General features: G+C 45.9%; 15 protein-coding genes and 1 pseudogene. 3 read left to right on the top strand and 13 right to left on the bottom strand.

The features are described 5' to 3' along the window. Positions 1–90: 90 nt before the first annotated feature. Positions 91–1,374: an urea ABC transporter substrate-binding protein gene (gene urtA, locus IUA53_RS00820; RefSeq protein ID WP_196897950.1), complete on the bottom strand. Its 1,284-nt coding sequence runs from the start codon at positions 1,372–1,374 to the stop codon at positions 91–93. Positions 1,375–1,689: 315 nt separating this feature from the next. Between urtA and IUA53_RS00815 the strand changes: the two genes are divergently transcribed. Continuing rightward, a complete protein-coding gene (locus IUA53_RS00815; protein ID WP_231401227.1) occupies positions 1,690–5,061 on the top strand; it encodes an ATP-binding protein in 3,372 nt (1,123 codons plus the stop codon). A gap of 65 nt (positions 5,062–5,126) precedes the next feature. Here IUA53_RS00815 and IUA53_RS00810 read toward each other — a convergent pair whose 3' ends face one another. From IUA53_RS00810 to IUA53_RS00765, 10 genes are all read right to left on the bottom strand, one after another. Then, positions 5,127–6,596 (bottom strand): agmatinase family protein, encoded by a 1,470-nt coding sequence (locus IUA53_RS00810; protein ID WP_196897948.1) that lies wholly within the window; start codon positions 6,594–6,596, stop codon positions 5,127–5,129. Further along, positions 6,596–8,101 carry an agmatinase family protein gene (locus IUA53_RS00805; RefSeq protein WP_156026709.1) on the bottom strand — a complete coding sequence of 502 codons (1,506 nt, stop codon included), beginning with the start codon at positions 8,099–8,101 and terminating at the stop codon, positions 6,596–6,598. The genes IUA53_RS00810 and IUA53_RS00805 overlap by 1 nt, the downstream gene beginning before the upstream one ends. A gap of 147 nt (positions 8,102–8,248) precedes the next feature. After that, complete coding sequence (locus tag IUA53_RS00800; protein ID WP_196897946.1) at positions 8,249–9,241, bottom strand: HupE/UreJ family protein; 993 nt, start codon at positions 9,239–9,241, stop codon at positions 8,249–8,251. A 4-nt stretch (positions 9,242–9,245) separates the two neighbouring features. Beyond that, complete coding sequence (locus IUA53_RS00795; RefSeq protein WP_196897944.1) at positions 9,246–10,037, bottom strand: peptidyl-prolyl cis-trans isomerase; 792 nt, start codon at positions 10,035–10,037, stop codon at positions 9,246–9,248. A gap of 78 nt (positions 10,038–10,115) precedes the next feature. After that, complete coding sequence (locus tag IUA53_RS00790) at positions 10,116–11,588, bottom strand: agmatinase family protein (RefSeq protein WP_196897942.1); 1,473 nt, start codon at positions 11,586–11,588, stop codon at positions 10,116–10,118. A 69-nt stretch (positions 11,589–11,657) separates the two neighbouring features. Continuing rightward, positions 11,658–14,102, bottom strand: coding sequence for a TonB-dependent receptor (locus IUA53_RS00785; protein ID WP_044055518.1), 2,445 nt, complete (start codon positions 14,100–14,102; stop codon positions 11,658–11,660). 242 nt (positions 14,103–14,344) lie between these two features. Beyond that, the gene (locus IUA53_RS00780; protein WP_231401226.1) at positions 14,345–15,910 is read right to left on the bottom strand and encodes a tetratricopeptide repeat-containing sulfotransferase family protein; all 1,566 of its coding nucleotides are present in this window, start codon (positions 15,908–15,910) and stop codon (positions 14,345–14,347) included. 8 nt (positions 15,911–15,918) lie between these two features. Further along, on the bottom strand, positions 15,919–16,812 hold the full coding sequence (locus tag IUA53_RS00775) for a response regulator (protein WP_196897937.1): 894 nt from the start codon (positions 16,810–16,812) through the stop codon (positions 15,919–15,921). Positions 16,813–17,001: 189 nt separating this feature from the next. After that, complete coding sequence (locus IUA53_RS00770; RefSeq protein WP_196897935.1) at positions 17,002–17,973, bottom strand: M56 family metallopeptidase; 972 nt, start codon at positions 17,971–17,973, stop codon at positions 17,002–17,004. Beyond that, entirely contained in the window at positions 17,966–18,403 is a 438-nt protein-coding gene (locus IUA53_RS00765; protein WP_196897933.1) for a BlaI/MecI/CopY family transcriptional regulator, read from the bottom strand. Before IUA53_RS00765 ends, IUA53_RS00770 begins: the two co-directional genes overlap by 8 nt. A gap of 100 nt (positions 18,404–18,503) precedes the next feature. Between IUA53_RS00765 and IUA53_RS00760 the strand changes: the two genes are divergently transcribed. Then, complete coding sequence (locus IUA53_RS00760) at positions 18,504–20,570, top strand: TonB-dependent receptor (RefSeq protein ID WP_196897931.1); 2,067 nt, start codon at positions 18,504–18,506, stop codon at positions 20,568–20,570. A 122-nt stretch (positions 20,571–20,692) separates the two neighbouring features. Further along, the gene (locus IUA53_RS00755; RefSeq protein WP_196897929.1) at positions 20,693–22,072 is read left to right on the top strand and encodes a DUF4397 domain-containing protein; all 1,380 of its coding nucleotides are present in this window, start codon (positions 20,693–20,695) and stop codon (positions 22,070–22,072) included. Positions 22,073–22,253: 181 nt separating this feature from the next. Here the strand turns inward: IUA53_RS00755 and IUA53_RS00750 are convergent. Next, a pseudogene (locus tag IUA53_RS00750) lies at positions 22,254–22,525 on the bottom strand (integrase core domain-containing protein); the annotation flags it as partial. A 118-nt stretch (positions 22,526–22,643) separates the two neighbouring features. Next, positions 22,644–23,027, bottom strand: coding sequence for a hypothetical protein (locus IUA53_RS00745; protein WP_196897927.1), 384 nt, complete (start codon positions 23,025–23,027; stop codon positions 22,644–22,646). Positions 23,028–23,054 lie beyond the last annotated feature (27 nt).

The raw sequence follows: 23,054 nt of genomic DNA, 5'->3' as shown, positions 1-23,054 counted from the left end.
CCTTAGTGCGTCGCAAAAAAACGTGGCGCTGCAACGAATTCGAAAACAGCGCCACTCACTGGGGTGGACGGCAATACCGCCCACTACACACTACTTACTGCCAGTACAGGTACCAGCTTCAACATCGTAACTGCCGCATAGCATGGGTGCCGTCCAGTCAGACATCAAATTTTTAGAACTTGGCAGGAAATCAGACCATGCGTCACCTCGCACTGTCCCTGGAGTCTCCCACACCACTTCTACTTGACCGTCATCTTGAATTTCGCCAATAAACACCGGCTTCGACAAGTGATGATTAGGATTCATTACCGCGATTCCGCCAGTTAAATTTGGTACCGCCATACCAATTAACGCGTCTGACACTGTGTTAACATCAGTGCTTCCCGTTTGTTCCACGGCGGCAGCCCACATAGTAAAGCCGATATAAGTGGCTTCCATTGGGTCGTTTGTTACCCGGTTTTCGTCACCAATAAAGGCCTTCCACTTATCAATAAACGCGTTGTTGGCGTCGGTATAAATACTCTGAAAATAATTCCACGCGGCCAAATGCCCCACAAGTGGCGCAGTATCAAACCCTGACAGCTCCTCTTCTCCCACCGAGAAGGCCACCACAGGAATGTCTTCCGCTGATATACCTTGGTTACCTAACTCTTTGTAAAAAGGTACATTTGCATCACCATTGATGGTTGAAACCACAGCGGTTTTCTTGCCACTGGAACCAAACTTCTTCACATCAGACACAATGTTTTGCCAATCTGAGTGACCGAAGGGTGTGTATTGAATCATGATGTCTTCATCACTCACCCCACTGGCCTTTAAGTAAGCTTCGAGAATTTTATTGGTCGTACGGGGGTACACATAATCGGTGCCTAGCAATACCCATCGTTCAGCGCCAATGTCATTCATGAGGTAATCTACAGCAGGAATGGCTTGTTGATTGGGCGCAGCCCCTGTGTAAAATACATTTTTAGACGACTCTTCACCTTCGTACTGTACTGGGTAAAACAGCAATCCGTTTAGCTCTTCCACCACGGGTAACACAGATTTACGCGAAACCGACGTCCAGCCACCGAAGATAACGTCTACCTTGTCTTGCACAATTAATTCACGTGCTTTTTCAGCAAATAACGGCCAGTTTGAGGCGGGGTCCACCACCACGGCTTCTAGTTTCTTTCCAAGCAAACCACCTTGCTTGTTTTGCTCTTCCACCATCATTAATACGGTGTCTTTTAAGGTGGTTTCACTGATGGCCATGGTGCCAGTAAGTGAGTGCAATACCCCAACCTTAATCGTATCTTCCTCGGCTATTGATAAACTTGAAATCAGCGACCCTGCGATAATCGAGCTAGCGACTATTAATTTACGTAACTTCATCAAACATCCTCTAGAGTGGTGATTAGCTCCTATCAACCTGATTAAAAAGGTTCACGTTAACGCGAGCTAATTGGCCGTTTTCCATAATGGGGTTACACAACGGTATGCCAGTGACACCATGCTGTGACGATTGTTTGTATAGTATTTCTATAAGCAAAATAAAAAAATGAGTTAAATTACGTAGTTTAGGCTCGTCTTATTCCTATACAGGTATTGGCGAGTTAAAGGTATGCTGACACTATAGGAAAAAAAGTCGTTTGCGCTTTCAGCGTACTTATCGTTTAACCCCATTCCCAGTAGGATCATCACCACCTCATGGCAGACAACTCAAAAGTCTCTTCCAGCCGCCGCTCGTATAATAAGCTGGTCGCGAATGAAATGATGGAAGATTTCGCCCTTCGCTTTACCGCCATGCGCGCCCGAAAGTGGTCTTATTCACGTATTGCACATACCGCACTTGGTATCGTGTCTTTCATGGTATTGGAGGCAATCGGTGGCGCCATTACATTAAATTATGGGTTTGTAAATTCAGCCTGGGCCATTCTTGCGTTGGTGGTGGTTATTTTTATCAGTGGTACGCCTATCAGTTTTTATGCGGCTCGGTATGGCGTCGACATTGATCTTTTAAGTAGGGGGGCAGGCTTTGGTTATATAGGCTCTACGGTCGCCTCACTTATTTATGCCTCCTTTACCTTTATTTTCTTTGCCCTTGAAGCGGCCATCATGAGCATGGCCCTTGAGCTACTGCTAGGTATCCCTCTATATATTGGGTATGCCATTAGTGCACTTATTGTCATGCCCTTGGTCACCCACGGCATTACTTATATTAGTCGCTTCCAAGTGTGGACACAGCCAGTTTGGATTGTGTTACAGCTAATGCCCCTGTTGTACGTGTTCAACCACCCCGACTCAAGTTTAAGGGAATGGACAGAGTTTACCGGCGATGCCGGTGAAATGGGTGGCGGTTTTAACATACTCTTATTTGGTTCAGCGTCAGCGGTTTTGCTTTCCTTGGTGGCGCAAATTGGTGAGCAAGTTGATTTTCTAAGGTTTCTGCCCCCTAAGCCCACGGCATCAAGCCCCTTAAAATGGTGGATTGCCATGATAATGGCCGGGCCAGGATGGATAATTTTTGGAGCGGGTAAATTATTTTTAGGGTCGTTTCTAGCGTACTTAGCCCTGAAACAAGGAGTGTCTCGCGAGCTAGCGAGCGACCCTGCACATATGTACCAAGTGGCTTTTGGGTTTCTCTTTAACAACACCACACTGACCATTGTCATTGCCACTGTATTTGTGATTATTTCACAGCTAAAAATTAATGTAGCGAATGCTTATGCAGGGTCGCTGGCGTGGTCTAACTTTTTTAGCCGTATTACCCACAACCACCCAGGCAGAGTAGTGTGGATGATCTTCAATATCCTTATTGCTATTTTATTGATGGAATTGGGTATTTATCAGACCATCGAAAGCATGCTTCAGATTTATTCAGTGCTGGTACTGTCATGGTTAAGTTCTGTATCGGCTGACCTACTCATTAATAAGCCGCTTAAGCTAAGCCCGCCCATCATCGAATTCAAACGTTCTAAACTATACGACATTAATCCGGTTGGCACTGTGTCGATGTTTGTCTCTTCGGTTGTAGGCTTTACTGCACATATGGGTGCATTTGGCGATCTTGGTGTCGCCTTTGGTTCCTATTTAGCGTTTTTCTTGCCCTTTATTATGGTACCTGCAATGGGGTGGGCAACTAAAGGGAAATACTATCTGGTCCCCAATGCCACCAGTGATCTTAGTGGCGCTGAACACCAATGCTGCTTGTGTGAAAATACATTTGATAACGAAGACATGAGTTTTTGCCCGGCCTATAACCAGCCTATTTGCTCTTTGTGCTGTAGCTTAGACGTGCGTTGTGGTGACCAATGCAGGGAAGACGCCACCTTATCAGCACAAGCCTTTGCACTGTTTAACCGCTATTTTAGTTTAAAAACGTTGCGCGTACTGACTACCCCTATTGCACAATGTTTATGGCTAACCCTTTTACTCACGGGTATTTCCGCCACCATATTGCTGCTCATTTACTGGCAAATTCCTATGGCCACCGAAGCGCTTAAAGACGTCTTTGCAGCCACCCTACTTAAGATATTTTTCTTTTTGCTGATTATTATTGGTGTAGTGAGTTGGCTATTCACCCTTGCAAGGCTAAGTAATCGTTCAGCCTTAGTAGAGCTTCGTGAACAAACGAAAGCCCTGGCGACCGAAGTCAGTGCTCATGAAAAAACCTCTCGGGCGTATCAATTAGCAAAAGAAGAGGCGGAGTCGGCCAATAAAGCAAAAAGTCGATATTTGGCTGGCTTGAGTCACGAACTTCGAACGCCGCTGAACGTGCTTCTGGGTTACGCGCAGTTACTTTCCAGTGATAGCAAAATCCCCAAGCACGCGAAAGAACCTTTGCAAACCATGAAACGCAATGGAGAATACCTAAGCGATTTAATTGAAGGGGTGTTAGAGGTGTCTAAAATTGAGGCGGGCCGATTATCAGTTCACCGTGAAGATATTCAATTGCGCCCCTTATTAGAACAGCTTGTTGATATGTTTCAGCAACAAGCCCTCTCCAAAGGGTTAATGTTTACCGCTGACTTTCCCCAGCACTTGCCCCAATATGTGTCTGGTGACAAACAGCGTCTACGGCAAATTTTAATCAACTTAATTTCTAACGCCCTTAAATTTACTGAACACGGCAGCGTGACATTTACCGTGCGATACCGTAATGAAGTGGGCCAGTTTATTGTTGAAGACACCGGACCGGGCATCAGCACCCAGGATCAAGAAACCGTGTTCCATCCATTCGAGCGCGTATCTGACAGTAACACAGCGGTTTCTGGTACGGGTTTAGGCCTCACTATCTCTCGCGCGCTGGCGGAGCTAATGGGCGGTGATATTAGTTTAGTGAGCGAACTCGGCAAAGGCAGTAGGTTTAGCCTAAGTTTAATGTTACCCAGATTGACTCATATTCACAGGGCGCCTGTAGATGAAGACAAACAGGTGGTGGGCTACGAAGGTGAATCTAAAACGCTGTTAACCGTAGATGATGAAGCCAGCCAGCGGCAGTTATTGAGCGACATTCTCACCCCTCTTGGATTTACTGTAATTACCGCCAGTTCTGCTAAAGAAGGCTTAGACAAGTTAAAACGCCACGCTATCGACCTCATGTTCCTCGACTTAAAAATGCCTGAAATAAGCGGCTGGAAAGCCGCTGAGTTGGTTAGGCAAGAAGGGTTTAAGCTACCCATTATCATTGTGTCTGCCAATGTGCGGGAATTAGATCGAGAAGATAATGCCCGACAAAATCACAACGACTACCTTACCAAACCTTTTGCTATTGCAAATCTCATTGATAAATTAGGCCACTGGCTGAATATTCGCTGGATAAATCAAAACGATGATAGCCCCCTTGAGCCAGCGGGCGAAAACAAAGGGAATAAGCCTCCCGTAGGGCGTAATCAATATCAAGCCCTTAAGTCGCTTGCGGAAATTGGTTATCTGTCGGGCTTTACTGCCAAACTCGAAGATATCTCAGAGCACTATGACATTCCCCCTGAGACCCAAAAGGAGCTCAAGCAGCTTTCATCTCAAATTCAGTTTGTGAAGGTGGTTGAGAAGCTCGACAGCCTAATGCGCCATCTTTAACCGCCCGAAATAAAAAAGACCGGCTGAAGAAGCCGGTCTTTTTTTTGCTTTATTAGCGGCAATCGCTACTGATGGCTAAGGGCCATTGGGTCGATGTAGTTGGCGTTGTCCATACCAGATTTACGCATAGCAATGCCCGTCAGACAAGCATGCATGATTTGGTTGGCGCTCAGTGCCGTGTTGTAGCTCAAATCCAAAAACGGTGCCACACCAAGCATTTCAAAACCCGCCACCTCAGTTTCTGCACACGCTCGGCGAACCAAGGTCATGGCTTGACGGACTGAAATCCCTCCTGCCACTGGCTGCCCAGAACCACTCACAAACGCTGGGTCAACCACACTCATGTCGAAAGACACAAACGTCTTTCCTGCGCTAGCACTAAGCTCCGTCAATGCTTGCTCCATGACTACCGGCCATGAATCCCGTTCAACTTGCGCCATGGTGTGATACTTCACACTGTTTTCTCGTAGCCACATCAAGGCGCTTTTATTTTGAGACGCGCCTCTAAGCCCTACTTGAATCAGGTTTTCACCCTCGATGACGCTGGCTTCTAATAAGTTGGCAACACTTTGCTCATCAGAGTAAAAGTGGTCTTTATCACGCTCTCCGCGATAATGGGCATCTAGATGCAATACAGACACCGGGGTATCTGAAAAATGCCCGGCCACCGCGCTCACGCTTGAAAACATAATGGAATGGTCACCGCCCACAATAAAGGGGATTGTGCCCGCCTCCAGCATGTCGGTAAGTTGCTGAGTAATGTGTTCAATATTCAGCTCTGGACTCATATTATCCACGGCAATATTGCCATAATCTGCCACTTGCATTGCCAAGGTTGGGTCAATGCCACCTTCAACGCTGTACCCACTTAACCCGTACATACCACGTAAGAGGGTTGGCGCGTGTTTATCGTCTCGCCATCCTGATCCTAAAGCCAGCGGCACACCGACAAATGCCACATCCACAGCGCCGGCAACTAAATCGGCTTTTCGTATTGCCACAGGCGCATTCGCAAAGGTAGGAATGCCACCTTCTTCATTTAGATAACGCTTTAAACTGAAAGGGCCAGGCTCGCGCTTATAACGGTCGAACAATGCAGGTTGCAATACACGTTGCCTGTTATACCCGCCCGCCTCAGGGTTAAGAGGAATAATATCGCTGTCTGCCAAATACGCTAGCGGCTCTTCAATACCTTCCGCTGGCGTAGCTTTGGAGGCAGTATGGTTTGCTTGATAGCGTCTTTGTGCACTGGTTTGCATCAAGGCTTGTACTAACTGTTTCGCTTCCTGAGGCGACTTTTCCGCTAACTTTACCGCCAGCTTTTCAGGGGTTAAGTTATACAAAACCAGTTCATCTGAGGCGTTGATGAAGGCCAACTCTTGGTCAGTCAACAATTGTGTATTGGCTGATATCGCGACTTCGGGCATGGGTGTGCGCTCAGCCTTGGTGGTAGAAGCACAACCGGATAGCATGAGTGCTGCACCTACTGCCGCACACAATATATTTGATTTTCTTTCAATATGAAGGCGTTTCATTATTTCTTATCTCCATAGTAATCGGTTTGTCCGTGCTCAGAAGATAATTCGCTAATAAAGCCTTTCTGGGTAATGCCTTTTTTATGCATAGCGACACCGGTTAAGCACGCAAACATCAGGCTATTGGCGTTTAATGTACTCACGTACGTGGTATCTAGCGCTGGGGCTAATTCCACAATATCAAACCCAACCAGGTTTGTTTCGGCGCACAATCGTCGAACAATGGGGATGGCTTCTCGCATGGTTAACCCGCCAGATACTGGCGTTCCCGTGCCCGGTTGAAATGCTGGGTCGAGTACATCAACATCGAAGGACACATACAAAAATTCGGTATTTTCAGTGGCTTCTTGTAAAACTCGCTCCATAACTGCATCCCATCCACGCCGTTCTACTTCAGCCATGGTGTGGTAGTGCATACCAATTTCACGCTCCCACTCGTAGTAACTTTTGCTGTAATGCGCCCGTAAGCCCACCTGAATATAATCCTCGGGTCGCACATGCGCTTCTTTCATGAGGCGGTAAATAGGCTGGCCATGATCCAATAAATGCACCCGTCCGCGACCTGTGTCCAAATGCGCGTCAAAGTGCACAACGCCCACCTTGCCTTTTCCATAAACGTCGGCAATCGCCGCAACATTGGGATATTCGAGCGAATGGTCACCGCCGATGATAAAGGGTATCGCTCCGGTCTCGGCTATTTCGCGCACCCGATCTCGTACTTCTTGAACACTTCGCTCAGTGCTAAGTTGATCTATGGCTGCGTCGCCATAATCCACAATGTTCAATACTTTCCCTGGGTCAATCATGGTGGACACGTCTGCGCCCCCGGTTCCCCTTCCTAACATACGCATTGCACGAGGGCCATGGATGGCATCTCGCCAGCCTGACCCCATGTCTAAAGGCGCACCTAAAATGGCAACATCCACTTCACCGGCAACCAAATCCTCAGGAGAAAGGGCCACTGGAGAGCGCGCAAAAGTGGGTATGCCAGAGCGGCCACCACCTAAATAGCGGCCTAGGGAAATAGGCCCGGCTTCCCGCTCGGGATCAAGCTCTTTTGGCCGCTTCACTCGCCACGTATTGTAGTTTTCTGAATCGGTATTTAGGGTGATTTGGTCAGTGTCTCGGCCTTGCTTATATTGCACTTGGTCATACACAGTGAGCATAGTGTCAACGTATTGCTCAACTTCCTGCGTACTGGCTTTTCGCATTAACTCGTACATAAGGTCGGGTTTAAGTACGCTCGCGCCTTTTCCACTAAGCACAAACTCTCGCTTGGCTTCGGGCAATGCATCAAGTAACGCAAGAATATCCTCGGGTACGTCTTTTAATGGCTTAACAGGCATAAGGCCTGGCGTGGCGGAATCTATTTTTGAATGAACCTCACCGGGCAGCGAAGGAGGTGATTGCACCTCCTCTTTCTCGGCAGTTTCTTGAAGCGCTTGCACCGAGAAAGAAGATAACGCTGCCCAACTGGTAGCGAGTAGAAGAGTTTTTAATTTCATTATTAAGGACGTTAAAAGTGAACGTAGTACCACTATAAAAGTCGCTTAAATACCAAACAATAAGTCATATCCCCCAGTTAAATACCCCATCTCTCCCTTTCTATATCAGGCTGATTAATGGTGCTTTAACCGTCTCTTGAAGACAGGTTAAATAATCCCCCCACCAAAACCATTAATGCGTTCAATAACCCAAAACATGCCCAGGGTACCTACTCCCATTAACACGCTGTAACGCATCTGGTCGGCATACGGGGTTTTGGTGAACAACGCGCCAACCGCGTAGATAACACCAATAAACACCACCTGGCCGACTTCCACCCCAATATTAAAAAACAAGAGTGCCAATGTAATTTCATTTTGCGGCACCCCTAACTCGCCTAACGCACTGGCAAAACCCAAACCGTGGATTAAACCGAATAGGGCGACAACGCCCAAACTGGCTGTCATTGCTACCTTTCTTGCGTTTCGATTGCATAGAATTGCTTCGCGCGCCATCAAGCAAATTGACAAGGCAATTAATACTTCAACGGGCGCAATAGGAAGGGTGACAAGTTCAAAATAAGACAGAGCAAGGGTAAGAGAGTGGGCAAGCGTAAATGTACTCACTAGCCACAATAGTTTATAACCACGGGCCAATAAACATAGGCAAAGCACAAAAGCGAGGTGGTCCCATCCAAACCAAATATGCAGCATACCTTGCCACAAATACCGTTTAATGGTTTGCCCCTTCGATAACGTCAGTGCGCCGGGCTGTACCATGGGCACCACCATGGTATTCAATGAACGCTTAAGGGTAAGGCTAAAGTTGCTCGATTGCGTGTTCACTCTTAAATTGGCGCCGTCTAAATACCATGGCGTAATAATTTCAGCGCCGTCACCGAGTTCGTCCGTACAGGCAAATTCATAACTCAGTATCGTGTTGCTGCCTAACCGTTGCTGATTTACCGTTTCTACCTGGCAGTAGCTGGGCAACTGAAGGGTTTTACTGCTGGCAAGCGAGGTAGGAAGCTGCGCGGTAAATTGGTAGGTATTTTCCATCTCGCCATCGGATAATCTTAATTCTGCCGCCGAAAATACATCCGCACTTAACGGAAACACGCAAAACAATAAGCACACAAAAATGGCTGTATTTCTTAGCATGTGGCTACTCCTTAACGTGCTTAATAATGCGGTATTTGTCGCCTAAATCATCAATGTAGTCTTTCACTGCACTATCGAGCCGGTCTACCACGTAGTCGTTCGTCACCTGCATTTTTGCTTCGTCAAAGGTGAGTGGCGATCGAGGCGTTGAATGCGTAACCTTGACAAAATGCCACCCTAAAAGTGATTCCTGAGGGCCATACCATTCACTAAAGGCATGGTTATCCATGGTGTCTAAAAAAGCTTTGCCGAACATGCCTCTTATCATGCTTACACCATAGGCAGGCATTAATCTGCCACGCCAGAACTCATCCCCTTTCACTTCCTCGCCACGGGTGAGTTTTGCTAAAATTTCCTCACTGTTATCGGGAAGCTGTTCAAAAAATACATGCTGAAAGCTGTAGGTGGGTTCTACGTAGTAGCGGTCTATATGCTTAAGATAATATGCCACTAATTTAGCTTCGTCTGGGTCAGGTAAATAGCCGGTTATCTGGTAACGCATTTCCTGAACCAGTTTTTCGCGAACTTCGGGGTCAATCAGGTGCATACCTGCATCAATAGCTTCACGAAAAAGTACTTCTTCGCGAATATAGTCGTCTTCAATTTTTGCTAAGTCGGCTTGCGTGGCTTGGCGACCGGTCAGTAATTCAAATTGCTCAGCAAATACGTTTCTATTCGATTCACTCAGTTCAACGGCATCACTATCATCGTTTTCAAGGCCGTAATAAAGGCCAAAAACAATGACCCCTAAGCCTAAAAACATCACCAGTGGATCACGAATTAATACCTTCAACATATGTACTGCACCTGCTTTCTTATTCTTTTTGGCAAAAAAGCCGGTCTTTGATGCAACCGGCTTTTCACTGTTTTATACCTAGTTCTTCGGCTTGGCGTAGTTAGGGTCGACTTCCTCCCTAAGCCCTTCTTTCCGTGCTTTTTCACCGGCTTCTGGTTGCCTATGTTCTGTGGTTAAATCAGAAAGGTAATACGGGTCTTCTATGCCTTCTTTTCGCATTGCCACGCCGGTTAAACACGCATGAAGAATAAAGTTTGAATTAAGCGCTGAACGATAGGTTGGATCTAACAAGGGGTCGAGCTCTACAATTTCAAACCCAATAATATCGTTTTGTGCGCATAAGCCTCGCACGATAGGAATGGCTTCACGCATGGTTAAGCCGCCAGGTACTGGCGTACCGGTACCCGGTATAAAGGCAGGGTCGATAACATCCACGTCAAATGAGATATAGAGTTTATCTACATTTTCACGGGCTTCTTTAAGCGCCGTGTCCATCACCTGCTTCCAACCTTTTTTCTCTACTTCTGCCATGGTGTGATAACGCATACCGTTATTACGCATCCATTCGAAGCCTTCTGGACCAGGCCAAGGCCCACGCAAACCAATTTGAATGAAGTTTTCTGGTTTTACATGCCCTTCTTTTACCGCTCGGTAAACCGGTTGCCCGTGCGTTAACCAGTGCGCTTGGTTTTTACCCGCATCATAGTGCGAATCGAAGTGAACCACGCCAAAGCTTCCCTTACCATGCACATCCGCTAACGCAGCAATGTCCGGGTACTCTAAGCTGTGATCGCCGCCCACAATAAAAGGCATGGTGCCAGTTTCAGCAATTTCTCTGACTCGTTCGCGCACATGCTGTACCGAAAGTTCGGTGCTCATGTTATCAATAGCAATATCACCATAATCCACGATACTCAGTACCTTGCTAGGGTTCACCATAGTGCTCATATCAATCCCACCTGCACCATACTCATTACGCATGGCTTGGGGGCCGAACTTTTGCCCACGATAATAAGAACCCATATCTAGTGGGGCACCCACTATAGCGATATCCACATTGCCGGCAATTAAGTCTTCGGGATAAATGGCAAGGGGCGCGTTGGCGAAGGTTTTTACGCCACCAGAACGACTACTCATATAACGGCTTAAATGAATGGGACCTGGCTCTCTTTCTGGGTTGAGGCTTTTAGGGCGCTTCGCTTTCCACCCGTTAAACCCTTTTGCTTCGGTATTAAGCGGAATAGACGCCATGTCTGTTTCCGGGTTAAATTTTCCCGCTTCCGCCACCTCAATCATTCCGTCGAGGTACGCTTCAATTTCTTCAGCCGACTTTCCTTCCATCGACTTATAAAAACGCTCCATGGTACCTAACAACATGGTAGGGAGAGGCGAGTCCAAGATTTCTAGTTTTTCTTCGGATATGCCTTTGGTTTTTTCTTTAAAGCTATCGGGCATGGGCGTGTCGGTATCTTCCGCATACACAGATGCCCCTAGCGAACACATAAGTAAACCGCTTAACACTGCGCCAAGAATACGAGAACGTGTAATCACTTTGCTTTCCTTACATTTATTATTTGGGCTCAGCTAAACGCTGAGCCGTATTGTTTCATTCCACAATCACTACATTCCAAACTGGTAGCTAAATTTAAGACCTACTGTACGAGGCGTTAAAATATAGTGTGCATAGCTTCGCTGTAAGTCACTACCTCGGTTACCGTATTCAATATCACCCCAATTCCGTGAAGCAGAGGTAAAGGCATATTTATCGAACAGGTTGTTTACATAAAAGGTAACGCTCCACGCTTCATCAGACAGCTTGGCGCTGATATTACTCAACCCATATCCAGGTAATTCTTCACCATAATTACGCAAACCTAATGTAGAGTACACGTCACTTTGTGCAGTAAAGCCATAACTAAGATCTAGCAGGCGGTTCCACAATTCAGTGGTGTAATTTAGGCCAATTGAAATTTGGTGCTCAGGAGAGCCTGGCAGTCTATCTCCCTCGTACACAGTGTCACCTGTACTCCCGAATATTCCAAATGCATCGTCGGTCATCTCGGTTTTTGCGTAAGAATAGGCAGCATACATCGTAAGGTCGTCGCTTAACGTAGCGCGAGAACTGATTTCCACCCCTTTCGCATTTGCCCCTTTAGCATTGGTGAGAATACCCACAGCACCATTTTCGGTTATACCCGACACTTGAGGATCTTCCCAGTCAACGTTGAAGGCTGCAACGTTGAAAGTAAAGCGACTTTTAAACCATGATGTTTTTATACCAGCTTCATAGTTTGTTGTGGTATCTGCGTCGTACATGGCCTCGTCAGGTAATGCACAGATAAGCTGATTGGTAATATCATCAACATTAGGCGGACAGGCTGCTACGGCGTTAACACCGCCAATTCTAAACCCTTCACTCACAGTGACATATCCCATCACGTCTGACGAAAATGCATAGCTGGCGTTGAATTTAAATAAATTTCCATCATCATCGCCTTCCGCTGTATTCGGCTCAAAAAGGATAGAGTCGGGATCTCGGCCTGTAAAAACCGTATAGTAGAGAGGAAGGTCAGTATCTGATTCGGTTTCTACTTCGTATTTGTATTGACGTAAGCCTAGGGTAATATCCAGTTTGTCATTGAACGCATAGCTAATCTCACCAAAGAATGCTTGTTCTTTTATTTGGTCGATACCATAAGAAATGTACTCAATACTGTCTGGACGAAGTGGCCCTGTGGCGCCCCAGGTTTCAATGGCGAACTCATCAAACCCCTCCACTTCTTCCCTGTAGTTACGGTTGTAGTCGTTCTTGTTGTAATAAGCGCCCACTATCCAGCTTAACGGGCCGTCGCTATTACTCACTAAACGAAGTTCTTGAGTTAAATTTTCGTCTTCACTGGTGCTGGTTGTTAACCCTGAAAATGCGGGGAACTCTTCATAACCAAAATTTAAACGAATCAATAAATCGGTAACGTCTGAATTAGAATCACGGGTGGTCTTAGATGAACCGGTAGCAGAAACCAAGGTAGCGAAGCCTAAGTCGGCTTCAACTTCTAAACTTAACAACTCGTTTTCACGCTCCATGGGTTCAAGAAAACGATAGGCGGCGTCATATTTTCCCACTAAATCCCCAATGGGGTTTTCATCACCCAAAGACTGATAGTGCACGGTAGAACGAGCACCAATATCATCTTTTTGGTAGAAATAGGAAAGTGTTGTATCTAGCCAATCTGTGGGCACCCAGCGTAACTGTACTTTTGCCGCTGTTTGCTCGAAGGTGTTTCCATCTTCAACACTATAAAGGTTCGCATCCACTTCAGCTTGATCGGTAAAATCTGGGTCCGGCAATGAGGTGCCAGACTCACGCACTAAATAATCGTAGTCGATGAATCCTGGGTCATCTGAATAGTTAAAAGCAGCACGAAAACCAAGGGTACCTTCCATAATAGGCGCATTAAATACAAATCCAGCCTCTCCCCCCATGCTCTCGCTTTCATTGGTTTGATACAGGTCACCATTCACCGACCCTGAAACGAAGTCTAAATCTACTTTTTTAGGGATATAACGTATTGCGCCACCAAGTGTTCCCGCACCATACAAGGTACCTTGTGGCCCAATCAAAACCTCTACTCTGTCGATATCAAGTAAGCGTAAATTCATGAACAACGGAATTTCGCCCACGTAGGTTGCGACTGTGCCGCCATTTGAACCTGGGCCAGATGAATTGGTGTTAAGGCCGCGAACAATAATAGGCGATTCTGAACGTCCACCTTGATCGTTTACCGTTAAACCAGGTACCCAACGTGCAATATCTTCGAGTTCTTCTAAATCTTGTTGCTCCATTAAGTCGTTTGTAACGGCAGAAATATTAATAGGGACTTCTTGCAATGAACCTGCCCGTCGCGTTGCCGTGACTTCTATGGTTTCTAGAGCAACAGCTTTTTCAGCGTCATTCACTTCTTGTGCCGCTACCCCTGGCGCAACGATGGCCGATGCCATTGGTACTAATGCGGCGGTGATTGCTGCAGCTATGCGATTCTTTTTATTTCGTTCAATGCTTTTCATAGTGGTGTACTCGTAATTGCCTGTGAACTCTACCCTCGTTTGACATGCAGATAACTGCTGGACGCTGCATTGGATGATCAATTTGCGATGGGTTCTTATTTTATTTGCAGGATTATTATGGGCTTGCTAGGTTGCAACGAGTACTGGCATTATTCCTATTCCGACTACGTCATTTAACGCACTTTTTCTGCCAAATCAAATAGTTAAAACTTTGTTAATTAAATGACGCCGAATTTAACTTATTACTGAAAGACTGCCTCTAAGGCATTGGTGTGGGGCTTGTAACGCTGCCAACGACCTATCGACTGCTGGTTGATGGGCATTTTCACCTGCATTTTGCTGGCCGTTGACACAGGCGCAGTGTTCCCTTGCATGTGTAAACAATTTTCGTCCCATGATAATTCACAAAACTTGAGCAAGTCAGCAATGTGCTGTCTTGGATGAGTCACCAAGGCTTCGTAGTTCAGCAACATAAAATTCTCACCTTCTATTGCCTGCCAGTGCTCTACCCAATTCATGCATTGGCGGTAGAAAGACGCACAGGAAAGTAGACTGTGGGTGTAATGATAATGTGGGTTGTGGATACTAAATAACTGGCGGAAGTTCCCCACACAGGTGTCCATTGGGTTTCGCTGTAAGCAAATAATTTTTGCGTTGGGAAAAGCACGGCGAATATACGGAAGATAGAAAAAATTGAACGGGAGCTTATCGACGAAGTGGGCGCTATTACCTATGTGCTGTGTTCGCGCAAGGTATGCCTGCGCAAGCTTATTGTAGTCGATACTTTCCGCCTGTTTTAACGTGGTGACGTCTAAAACATTAAGGCTTTGGCTGCCCGACATCTGCTTTAAAAGGGTACTAAAATCCTGTAATTCACCACCGGAACTGACCTGCTGATGGCTACTTAAAATGCGTTCTACCAAGGTTGTGCCAGAACGCGGCATGCCTACGACAAAAATGGGTCGAGTGGTGCTTTGTGAAGAAGGTGACGAAGGCGAAATATGCCCATTTGACGCAAAGGCTGCTTGTAAATAAGCAAAGACCTGCCGGTCGGCAGACGCGTCGTAAGGAAGGTGCTTCTGCTTCTCTTGCTTTGCCTGAGTTAATACGTCAAAGGCTTGGGTATAATCCCGTTTTTTTTCTAATTCCCGCGCTAGGCTGTGGCTTAAATGCAGTCGCGCCTCAAGGGTTTGCGCTTCATTGTCTAGCTTTTGCTTTAGTTGTGCTAAATGACGGTGTATTTCATCGCCTTTGGTTAATTCAGACAGCGCAAAATGCGCTTTATAATAGGTTGAATCATCGTCCAGCACTCGCCAAAGAGCTTTCTTTGCTTGTTCAAGTTCACCACAAAACTTACTTGAAACCGCATAGTTATAAAGAAAATTTGGCGTAGGGTTTGGGGCGTTAACCGCCGCAGAAAAGTACACCAGTGCACGAGCGTGTTCATTACATGTAGATAGCGCTACGCCGAGGGTATCGGCGTGAATAGGCGTTTGAATAGCCTCCACTTGTACCGTATTGGCAATGGCAATTACACCATCGGTTTGCCCTAGCAATGCGTAAACCTTGCACAATAAAACACGAAACTCGACTAGGTTTTTATGCGCAATGGCATGTTTACAGAGCTCTGCCGCTTTATGCAGCTGCCCTACACTGACATTAATTTGCGCCAGTAAGTGATACGCTTCGCCGACCTTTTCGCCCGCTTGAATTAAAGACACACACCCTTTATGAGCCTGTTGAATATCACCCTTTTCAAAATGAGCAAACGCTTGCTGTAACGGGCCAATGGAGTGACGCTGTGACATAGTCAATGCTAGTTCACTGCCAGCGCACGGATGGCTATCCCTGCGGCTGTGGTTCTATTTTCTACCCCTAACTTAGCGAATACTTGCTCTAAATGTTTATTCACGGTGCGCGGCCCAATATCGAGAATTTGTGCAATTTCTTTATTGGTTTTACCATTAGATAACCAGTAAAGAACCTCTGATTCTCGACCGGTTAAGTTAAGTGTCGCTTTCAGTTTTTCTTCGCCCGACATGGCCTTTACGGCATGATTAACACGAAAGGTACTGTCTCCGTTTTCCCGTTGAGACAACAATGCCAGTTCACATTCGCCACTTTCATAGGATACCTGTTGCACAACATCATGCTGCCCAGGTGTTTGCAATATATGTTTCACCGCAGGAATTAAACTGTCGTTAAACCAATCATCGGCGAAGGGGATGTTGGATAGAAAGTCGTGGGTTTGAGGCGTAGCCCAAAGCAGCTCTCCTACTTGATTAACAGCAAATAAATTTTGCCCCATAGAATCTAACGCTTGTTGTGCACTCGATGTGATTTGTGCATTGTTCGCATGAATTTTGATACGCGCCACCAGTTCATCGGGATTGACCGGCTTAACAATGTAGTCCACACCACCCGCATTTAGCCCCTTTAACGTGCTTTCAGAGTCGGTTAAGCCTGTCATAAAGATAACGGGAATGTGCTGTAATTCTCTGTTTTGCTTTAGCCGCGTACAGGTTTCGAAGCCATCTAATTTAGGCATCATGGCATCAAGTAAAATGATGTCTGGTTTGATTTGTTCAGCAATGGTAATAGCTTGGCTACCCTCTAATGCCACAAGTGTGCTTATCCCTTCCTTTTCAAGGATATCGTTAATTAAGCTTAAGGAATCGGGTGAATCATCAACCACTAACACCGTGTACATAAACGCCATCCAACCAACTTAAACGTGCCGATTATACTAAAGATTAATATCTCAGTATAAACACATATAGCGGTGATAAGCATGGGGTATTTTGCGTATTTCGAACCTTAAAAGGCGCGTTAAGATTTAGTTGTGAAGAAAGGCGTCAACTGTTGTCGACCCCGAGCACCGATCCACACAGCATGAAAATTACTGCAATAGAAATTCCATGAGCGGGTGCCCCACGGCAACAGCAATCAAGGTAAGTAACATGCCAAATACAAACACAAAGATATAAATTACCGCATATTGCATCAGCGTATTTTGAGGTTGGGTTAATAACCGTTTCAATTGCTTGCGCCTTTCGCTGCTTGCGCCCTGCTCTCCTGCTTGTTGGCAAACGCATAGGGGTAAATCATCAAGAGTAGTGTGGTGCCCCATATTATGTAAAGCGAACAAATCGCTTCTCAGTTCTAACCCATTAATGAAGGCATGGCGATAGGCTGTGCGCCAACGTTTTGGCCAGAGAAGCATAAAATAACGTACACAGAGTAACTTAATATTATCTAATTGGCGTACGTGATTAAACTCATGCAATAACACCAAATTAAGCTGATTCTCCGATAACTTTTCCACTAAACCTTGAGACACGTATATTTGTGGGCGCAACAACCCCGCGCACCAAGCAGAAGGAACCTGACTGTCTACTCGCTGATAAATTTGATTCATATCAGCCTGTGGGCCACTGGCACTATTACAAACATTGGCACGAGAACTGGCACTAGCGAGCTGTAATAACTGGTGAAAGCGTTTATTCAGGTACAATTGGCGCGCCATCATTACGATAGTGACACACAACAAACCAATGGCAAAGGCTAACACCCCAGCCCCTAAAGTAGATGAAGTGGGTATGTATAAGTCATGGGGCCCACAATGGCTTTCGTGGCAATGTTCACCCACTAAATAGCGATTTATAGGGGGCAGTTCGTTAATAATGAGGCTAAATGCCGCACAGATAAAGGGAAGCCATACTAAAGTGAAAAGTAGTTTTACTTGTACATCGGGTAAAAACGACACGCGTTGTGGGCGTGCTACTCGCCAACACCCTGCTACACACCAAGACAACAGTAAAGACAGTAACAGCCAAGAAGCGAGATGGGCGAGAAAACTCGTATTAGTCATCCTTCTCCTCATGAGAAGGTAGCAAATGGGATAACTTTTTTGCCTCTTCTTTTGAGGCTTGCCCTTCAATATAGGACATAAAACCACTGACGATCACCTGAGATTCACCGTTACCCAATTGGTTGGCAATTTCTCCCATCAAGCGGCTGACCACGGTACTTTGAGACAATGCTGGCGCATAGCGATAAGAGCGCCCCTGCTTGTATCGGGTAAGCATATTTTTGCGAAACAAGCGTTCCAATGTACTTTGCATCGTACTGAGCGAGAGTTGCTCATGGGCAAAAAAAGTAAGCACCTCTTGAGCACTCAGCTCTCCGTGTTGCCACAACACCTTAAGGACGTCTATTTCACGACCACCTAATGCAGGGAGGCTGTGTTGCGAAGGTTTTCCGCCTAGCCACTGACTTAACCCCCGATAAAGCTCTTTCACGAACACCGACCTCTTATAGGTTTTAGTAAAGGCATTAATAATACAAGAATGCACGTTACCAGAAAGTGCCCAATTAACGTATACCCATTAAGGAACTATTGTGAAAAAAACACCCATAGCACTGCTTGTTCTTGCCGCTTTGCAAGCTAATGCTCACGAAGATGACAGCCACGATATTGAGAAAGTCACCGTGTCTGGTCGACAAGTTAGCTTAGTGGGAGAGGCTATTTCAGCGTCACAAGGGGTTGTGGGACAGGAAGAAATTCAACTGCGCCCTATTTTACGTACCGGTGAAATACTGGAGTTCATTCCGGGCATGGTGGTGACGCAACACAGTGGTACAGGCAAGGCGAATCAATATTTTTTGCGCGGTTTCAATTTAGATCACGGTACTGACTTTGCCACATTTGTAGATGGCATGCCGGTGAATATGCGCACCCATGGTCACGGGCAAGGCTACACAGACCTTAATTTTGTTATCCCTGAAGCCGTGCAGTCTTTAAACTATAAAAAAGGGGTGTACTACGCTGACGTGGGCGATTTTAGTGGTGCCGGAAGTGCCACACTCAATACCGTTAACCGTACCTCCTCACCATTACTCAGTGCCACAATAGGCGAAAATGACTTTCTGCGGTTAGTTGGCTTAGGCGATGTCAGCATTGATGATACCAATTACGTCGTTGTAGCCGGTGAGCGCAATACCTACGATGGCCCTTGGAGCGATATTGACGAAGACCTTGATAAAACCAATGTGCTCGCAAAGTGGATAAATAAACAAGATGGCGGTGAATTTTCCCTCACTTTTATGGGTTATGACAACAGCTGGAACAGTGCTGACCAAATTCCCGAACGTGCGGTATCAAGCGGGTTAGTAGATGAATTAGGCTCGCTAGATACCACTGTGGGTGGGGAATCCGACCGTTATAGCCTGAGTGCGAACTGGCGCGGCGACAACGTGGTCGCAAACGCGTATGTAATGTCGTACAGCATGAATTTGTGGTCTAACTTTACGTATTTTCTTGATGATCCTGACAATGGCGACCAGTTTGAACAAGTGGACGAGCGCACCGTGTATGGCGGTGATGTCAGTTATTGGCAAGATCACACCCTATTTGGTCAACCCACCACCACCACGGTTGGCACGCAAGTACGAATAGATGATATAGATGAAGTGGGTTTATATCACACACAAGCTAGACAGCGCTTGGGCGTTATTCGCAGTGACGACGTCACCGAGTCGAGTGTGGGTGTGTATGTGAATAACCAAACTTATTGGACACAAAATTTACGTACCGTGCTTGGCCTACGCTACGATTATTTTGATTTTGACGTGCAAGACTTAGCCGGTGTAAATGCAAATGGCGTTGATTTATCGGCCAATAGCGGCACGGCCAGTGACGGCATCACCTCGTTAAAAGCCAGTGTGGTATACACATTGACCCCTGAATGGGAACTGTATGGTTCAGCTGGGCAAGGCTTACATTCTAACGATGCCAGGGGCACCACCATTGCAGTAGACCCTAGTTCTGGTGAAGCGGTTGAAGGGGTAGATCCGTTAGTACGTTCAACCGGTTTTGAAGCGGGAATACGAGGGTTTATTGATGAAAAGCTCAATGCCTCGTTATCGCTGTGGCAGTTGTCTTTAGACAGCGAGTTACTGTTTGTTGGTGATGCAGGGAATACCGAAGCTAGCCGTGCATCTAAGCGTAAGGGGGCGGAAATTGCGCTTTATTATCAGCTTGACCACAATTGGTCTGTTGACCTTGAGTACGCCTACACCGACGCTGAGTTTACAGATAATGCACCTGAAGGTAATTACATTCCAGGTGCGATTGAAAACGTGGTACAGGCTGGCCTGTCGGCGCACTTCGACAACGGCTTATTTGGCAGCCTAAGAGCACGGCATTTTGGGGAGCGACCGCTTGTTGAGGACAACAGTATAACCTCAGATCCCAGCACAGTACTTAACTTGCGGGCTGGATATAAAATGGCAAATTGGGTATTCCAACTTGATGTGTTAAACCTTACCGATAGCGATGACCACGACATTGACTATTTTTACGCCTCGCGACTTTCAAGCGATGCCCTAGGCACCGAAACCGACGATATTCACTACCACGTGCTAGAGCCTCGCACGGTTCGGGCAACGGTTATGTACCGGTTCTAAAACATCACGCATTGCGGTTTGCCCAACCGCAATGCACCTCTTTAAGCAATATTTACCTTCCTTTGCACAACTCTTTTTTGTTTATATGTTCGTAGAGTATCGCTCACTCTAACGGCTAAATTATGCTTATTAATACAAAGTACATCCTCGGTTGTACCCTTCTTGCTTCCCTTTACCTAACTGGTTGTGTGTATATTGAAGAGGATGAAGAGGAAGGTGATAGCTACGGTTACGCCCAATACGTTAACTTAGTTCCCCAATCCCCAGACATCGAATTTGTTGTGGAAGATGAATCTGAAGCCACATTGGCTTTTAGCGAAGCCACGGGTTACACCTACGTGACGAATTCCACTTTTGATATTGCGTTCAATCAAATTTTACCTAACACAGAAAACGATGACTTTATCAGCGAAGACAGCTTAAAAGTCAGTAAGAAGAACCTGCACAGCTATATTTTATATGGCGATGCCGATGCGCCAAGCAGCATGGAAATAAGCATCGATATTTCAGATATCTATGACGATGATTTTGACGATGGCTATGCCTTGGTGCAATTTGCCAACTTAGCCAATATAAACGATGGCGTAGATGTATATATTTTGGATGCTGACGCGTCACTCACCAATAAAACCGTGGATTACACGCTGGCGGCTGAGGACTACAGTGGCGAAGTTAGCTTGGACGCTGGTGATTATAAATTAGTGTTCACCGAGTCAGGCACAGACACCATACTCGCCATGAAAAACGACATAAGCATTGAAGAAGGCGAGGCGCTTTCTTATCTATTTGTTAGCTATGAAAATGCAGGCTTCGACGACCCCTTTTACAGCATCATAGAGTTAAATGATGACGGCGCCCGGCAACTCACTAACGAAGCACAAGACAGTTATGTAAGGGTAAGTAATAACATTGTGGGTACAAGCGCCGTTGCCGTTGCAAAAGACAGCAGCAGTAGCACCGTGATTGAAGCGCTTTACTTTGGTGATGTTTCACCCTTTATAAACGTAGACATTGACGATGCCGATGACGCTAGTAGCGTCGACATTTATCTTAAAGATACCGACACCAGTGCCGTACTAGAAAGTACCAGCATTGATATGTACGCCGACCAAGTTGTGATGCTACTCAGCTCAGGTGATACAGACAGCATCGTAACAGCTTACTCGCATACCGAAGATTTACGGGTAATAGACACCCACGCCAAACTCCTCTTTGCCCACAACATTGACAATGAAAGCAGTACCTCCATCAATATCAAAGTGATTGAACAAGGCAGCAACCCTGACTCCTACGACGCATCAGACAGCATTTCTTACCTGGGTAGTTTAAACATTGAAACTGAAGCCGGTGATTACGATATTTACGTATACGACGCCGACACCGATGACTTACTGCTTGAAACCACCGTATACGATATTGAAAAAGGTGACGTAATTAATTTGATATTGAGTGATTACGATTACGGCGGCGCGCCTTATCAGCTTTTCCGCTATACCAATTAAAGGGGTGTGTTCGCATAATAAAGTTTGTACACAAAACCGTTTTGGAATAATAAAGTTTGTACACTAATTGAGGGTTGTGGGACTAAAACGAGAATAGGCAAGTACAGGTAACTTATACGATAATACAGAAGCTACGGGTGTAATCCCCCCATTTTAAACAGCAGTTATTTGTAGAAATCCGTTATGCTGCGTTCAATAGGTTTTTGGGTGGTACACCACCGATTGCCACATTAGGTCGTTCATTGTAGTATGTCCATAACCAGCGAGTCGCCAGTTCTTGAACGTGTTCGACACTTTTAAACAAATGCTGATCAAGCCATTCATGCCTTACCGTGCGATTAAATCGCTCAACATAAGCATTTTGTGTTGGTTTACCTGGTTGAATATAAAGCAATGTAATTTGATGCGGGTTGCACAGGGTTTGCCTCTCCATTCTATAACTTGTACCAGCGAGTGTCAGCTTTAGCTTCTGGATTGAATTGAAGACTGTCTTTTAGCGGTCTTCAATTCTACTTTTTCATATACATCAGCTTTCTCGATTTTAAATGAGTCCGTAAATGTCAAAATTTGTCTATGTGATGATGTTTAAAAGGCTTCGTTGCTTTTGAACAGGCATTTTTCTGAGCGTTGTGACGAGCTTTTTCTCGACACTGGACGTTGTCATTTTGTCAACCTGACTCTTTCTTGGCTGCACGCAGACCTCGCCCTCACCTGAAAATAACCAATTTAAATTTAGGATGTACCCTTCATCGGTCTCGATTTTACTGAGTGCAACTATTTTCTCGATGCTGGGCAACGATTCAGCACGCCACACCGACCGTAAAGTCGAGGGATCGCCATAGCCCAAAACGTTGGAAAGTTCTCTTGAACCTAGACCCAAATAGTTTTCGCTAAACGCTTTGATCCTTTGACAAATTTTTCGCCTTAACTGCGCATCTTTTTTTGTTTGAGGCAACTTTACTTCTTCTAATAACGTGGTTAA

The sequence above is a fragment of the Alteromonas sp. B31-7 genome, assembly GCF_015767655.1.
Lineage (GTDB): Bacteria > Pseudomonadota > Gammaproteobacteria > Enterobacterales > Alteromonadaceae > Alteromonas > Alteromonas australica.
Note: the sequence above shows the minus strand (reverse complement) of the source record. Positions and strands in the feature narration are given on the sequence as shown.

Bases quoted from the DNA above. Each gene is read 5' to 3' on its own strand.
- urtA (WP_196897950.1), bottom strand. From the start codon at position 1,374: ATGAAGTTACGTAAATTAATAGTCGCTAGCTCGATTATCGCAGGGTCG.
- IUA53_RS00815 (WP_231401227.1), top strand. From the start codon at position 1,690: ATGGCAGACAACTCAAAAGTCTCTTCCAGCCGCCGCTCGTATAATAAG.
- IUA53_RS00810 (WP_196897948.1), bottom strand. From the start codon at position 6,596: ATGAAACGCCTTCATATTGAAAGAAAATCAAATATATTGTGTGCGGCA.
- IUA53_RS00805 (WP_156026709.1), bottom strand. From the start codon at position 8,101: ATGAAATTAAAAACTCTTCTACTCGCTACCAGTTGGGCAGCGTTATCT.
- IUA53_RS00800 (WP_196897946.1), bottom strand. From the start codon at position 9,241: ATGCTAAGAAATACAGCCATTTTTGTGTGCTTATTGTTTTGCGTGTTT.
- IUA53_RS00795 (WP_196897944.1), bottom strand. From the start codon at position 10,037: ATGTTGAAGGTATTAATTCGTGATCCACTGGTGATGTTTTTAGGCTTA.
- IUA53_RS00785 (WP_044055518.1), bottom strand. From the start codon at position 14,102: ATGAAAAGCATTGAACGAAATAAAAAGAATCGCATAGCTGCAGCAATC.
- IUA53_RS00780 (WP_231401226.1), bottom strand. From the start codon at position 15,910: ATGTCACAGCGTCACTCCATTGGCCCGTTACAGCAAGCGTTTGCTCAT.
- IUA53_RS00775 (WP_196897937.1), bottom strand. From the start codon at position 16,812: ATGTACACGGTGTTAGTGGTTGATGATTCACCCGATTCCTTAAGCTTA.
- IUA53_RS00770 (WP_196897935.1), bottom strand. From the start codon at position 17,973: ATGACTAATACGAGTTTTCTCGCCCATCTCGCTTCTTGGCTGTTACTG.
- IUA53_RS00755 (WP_196897929.1), top strand. From the start codon at position 20,693: ATGCTTATTAATACAAAGTACATCCTCGGTTGTACCCTTCTTGCTTCC.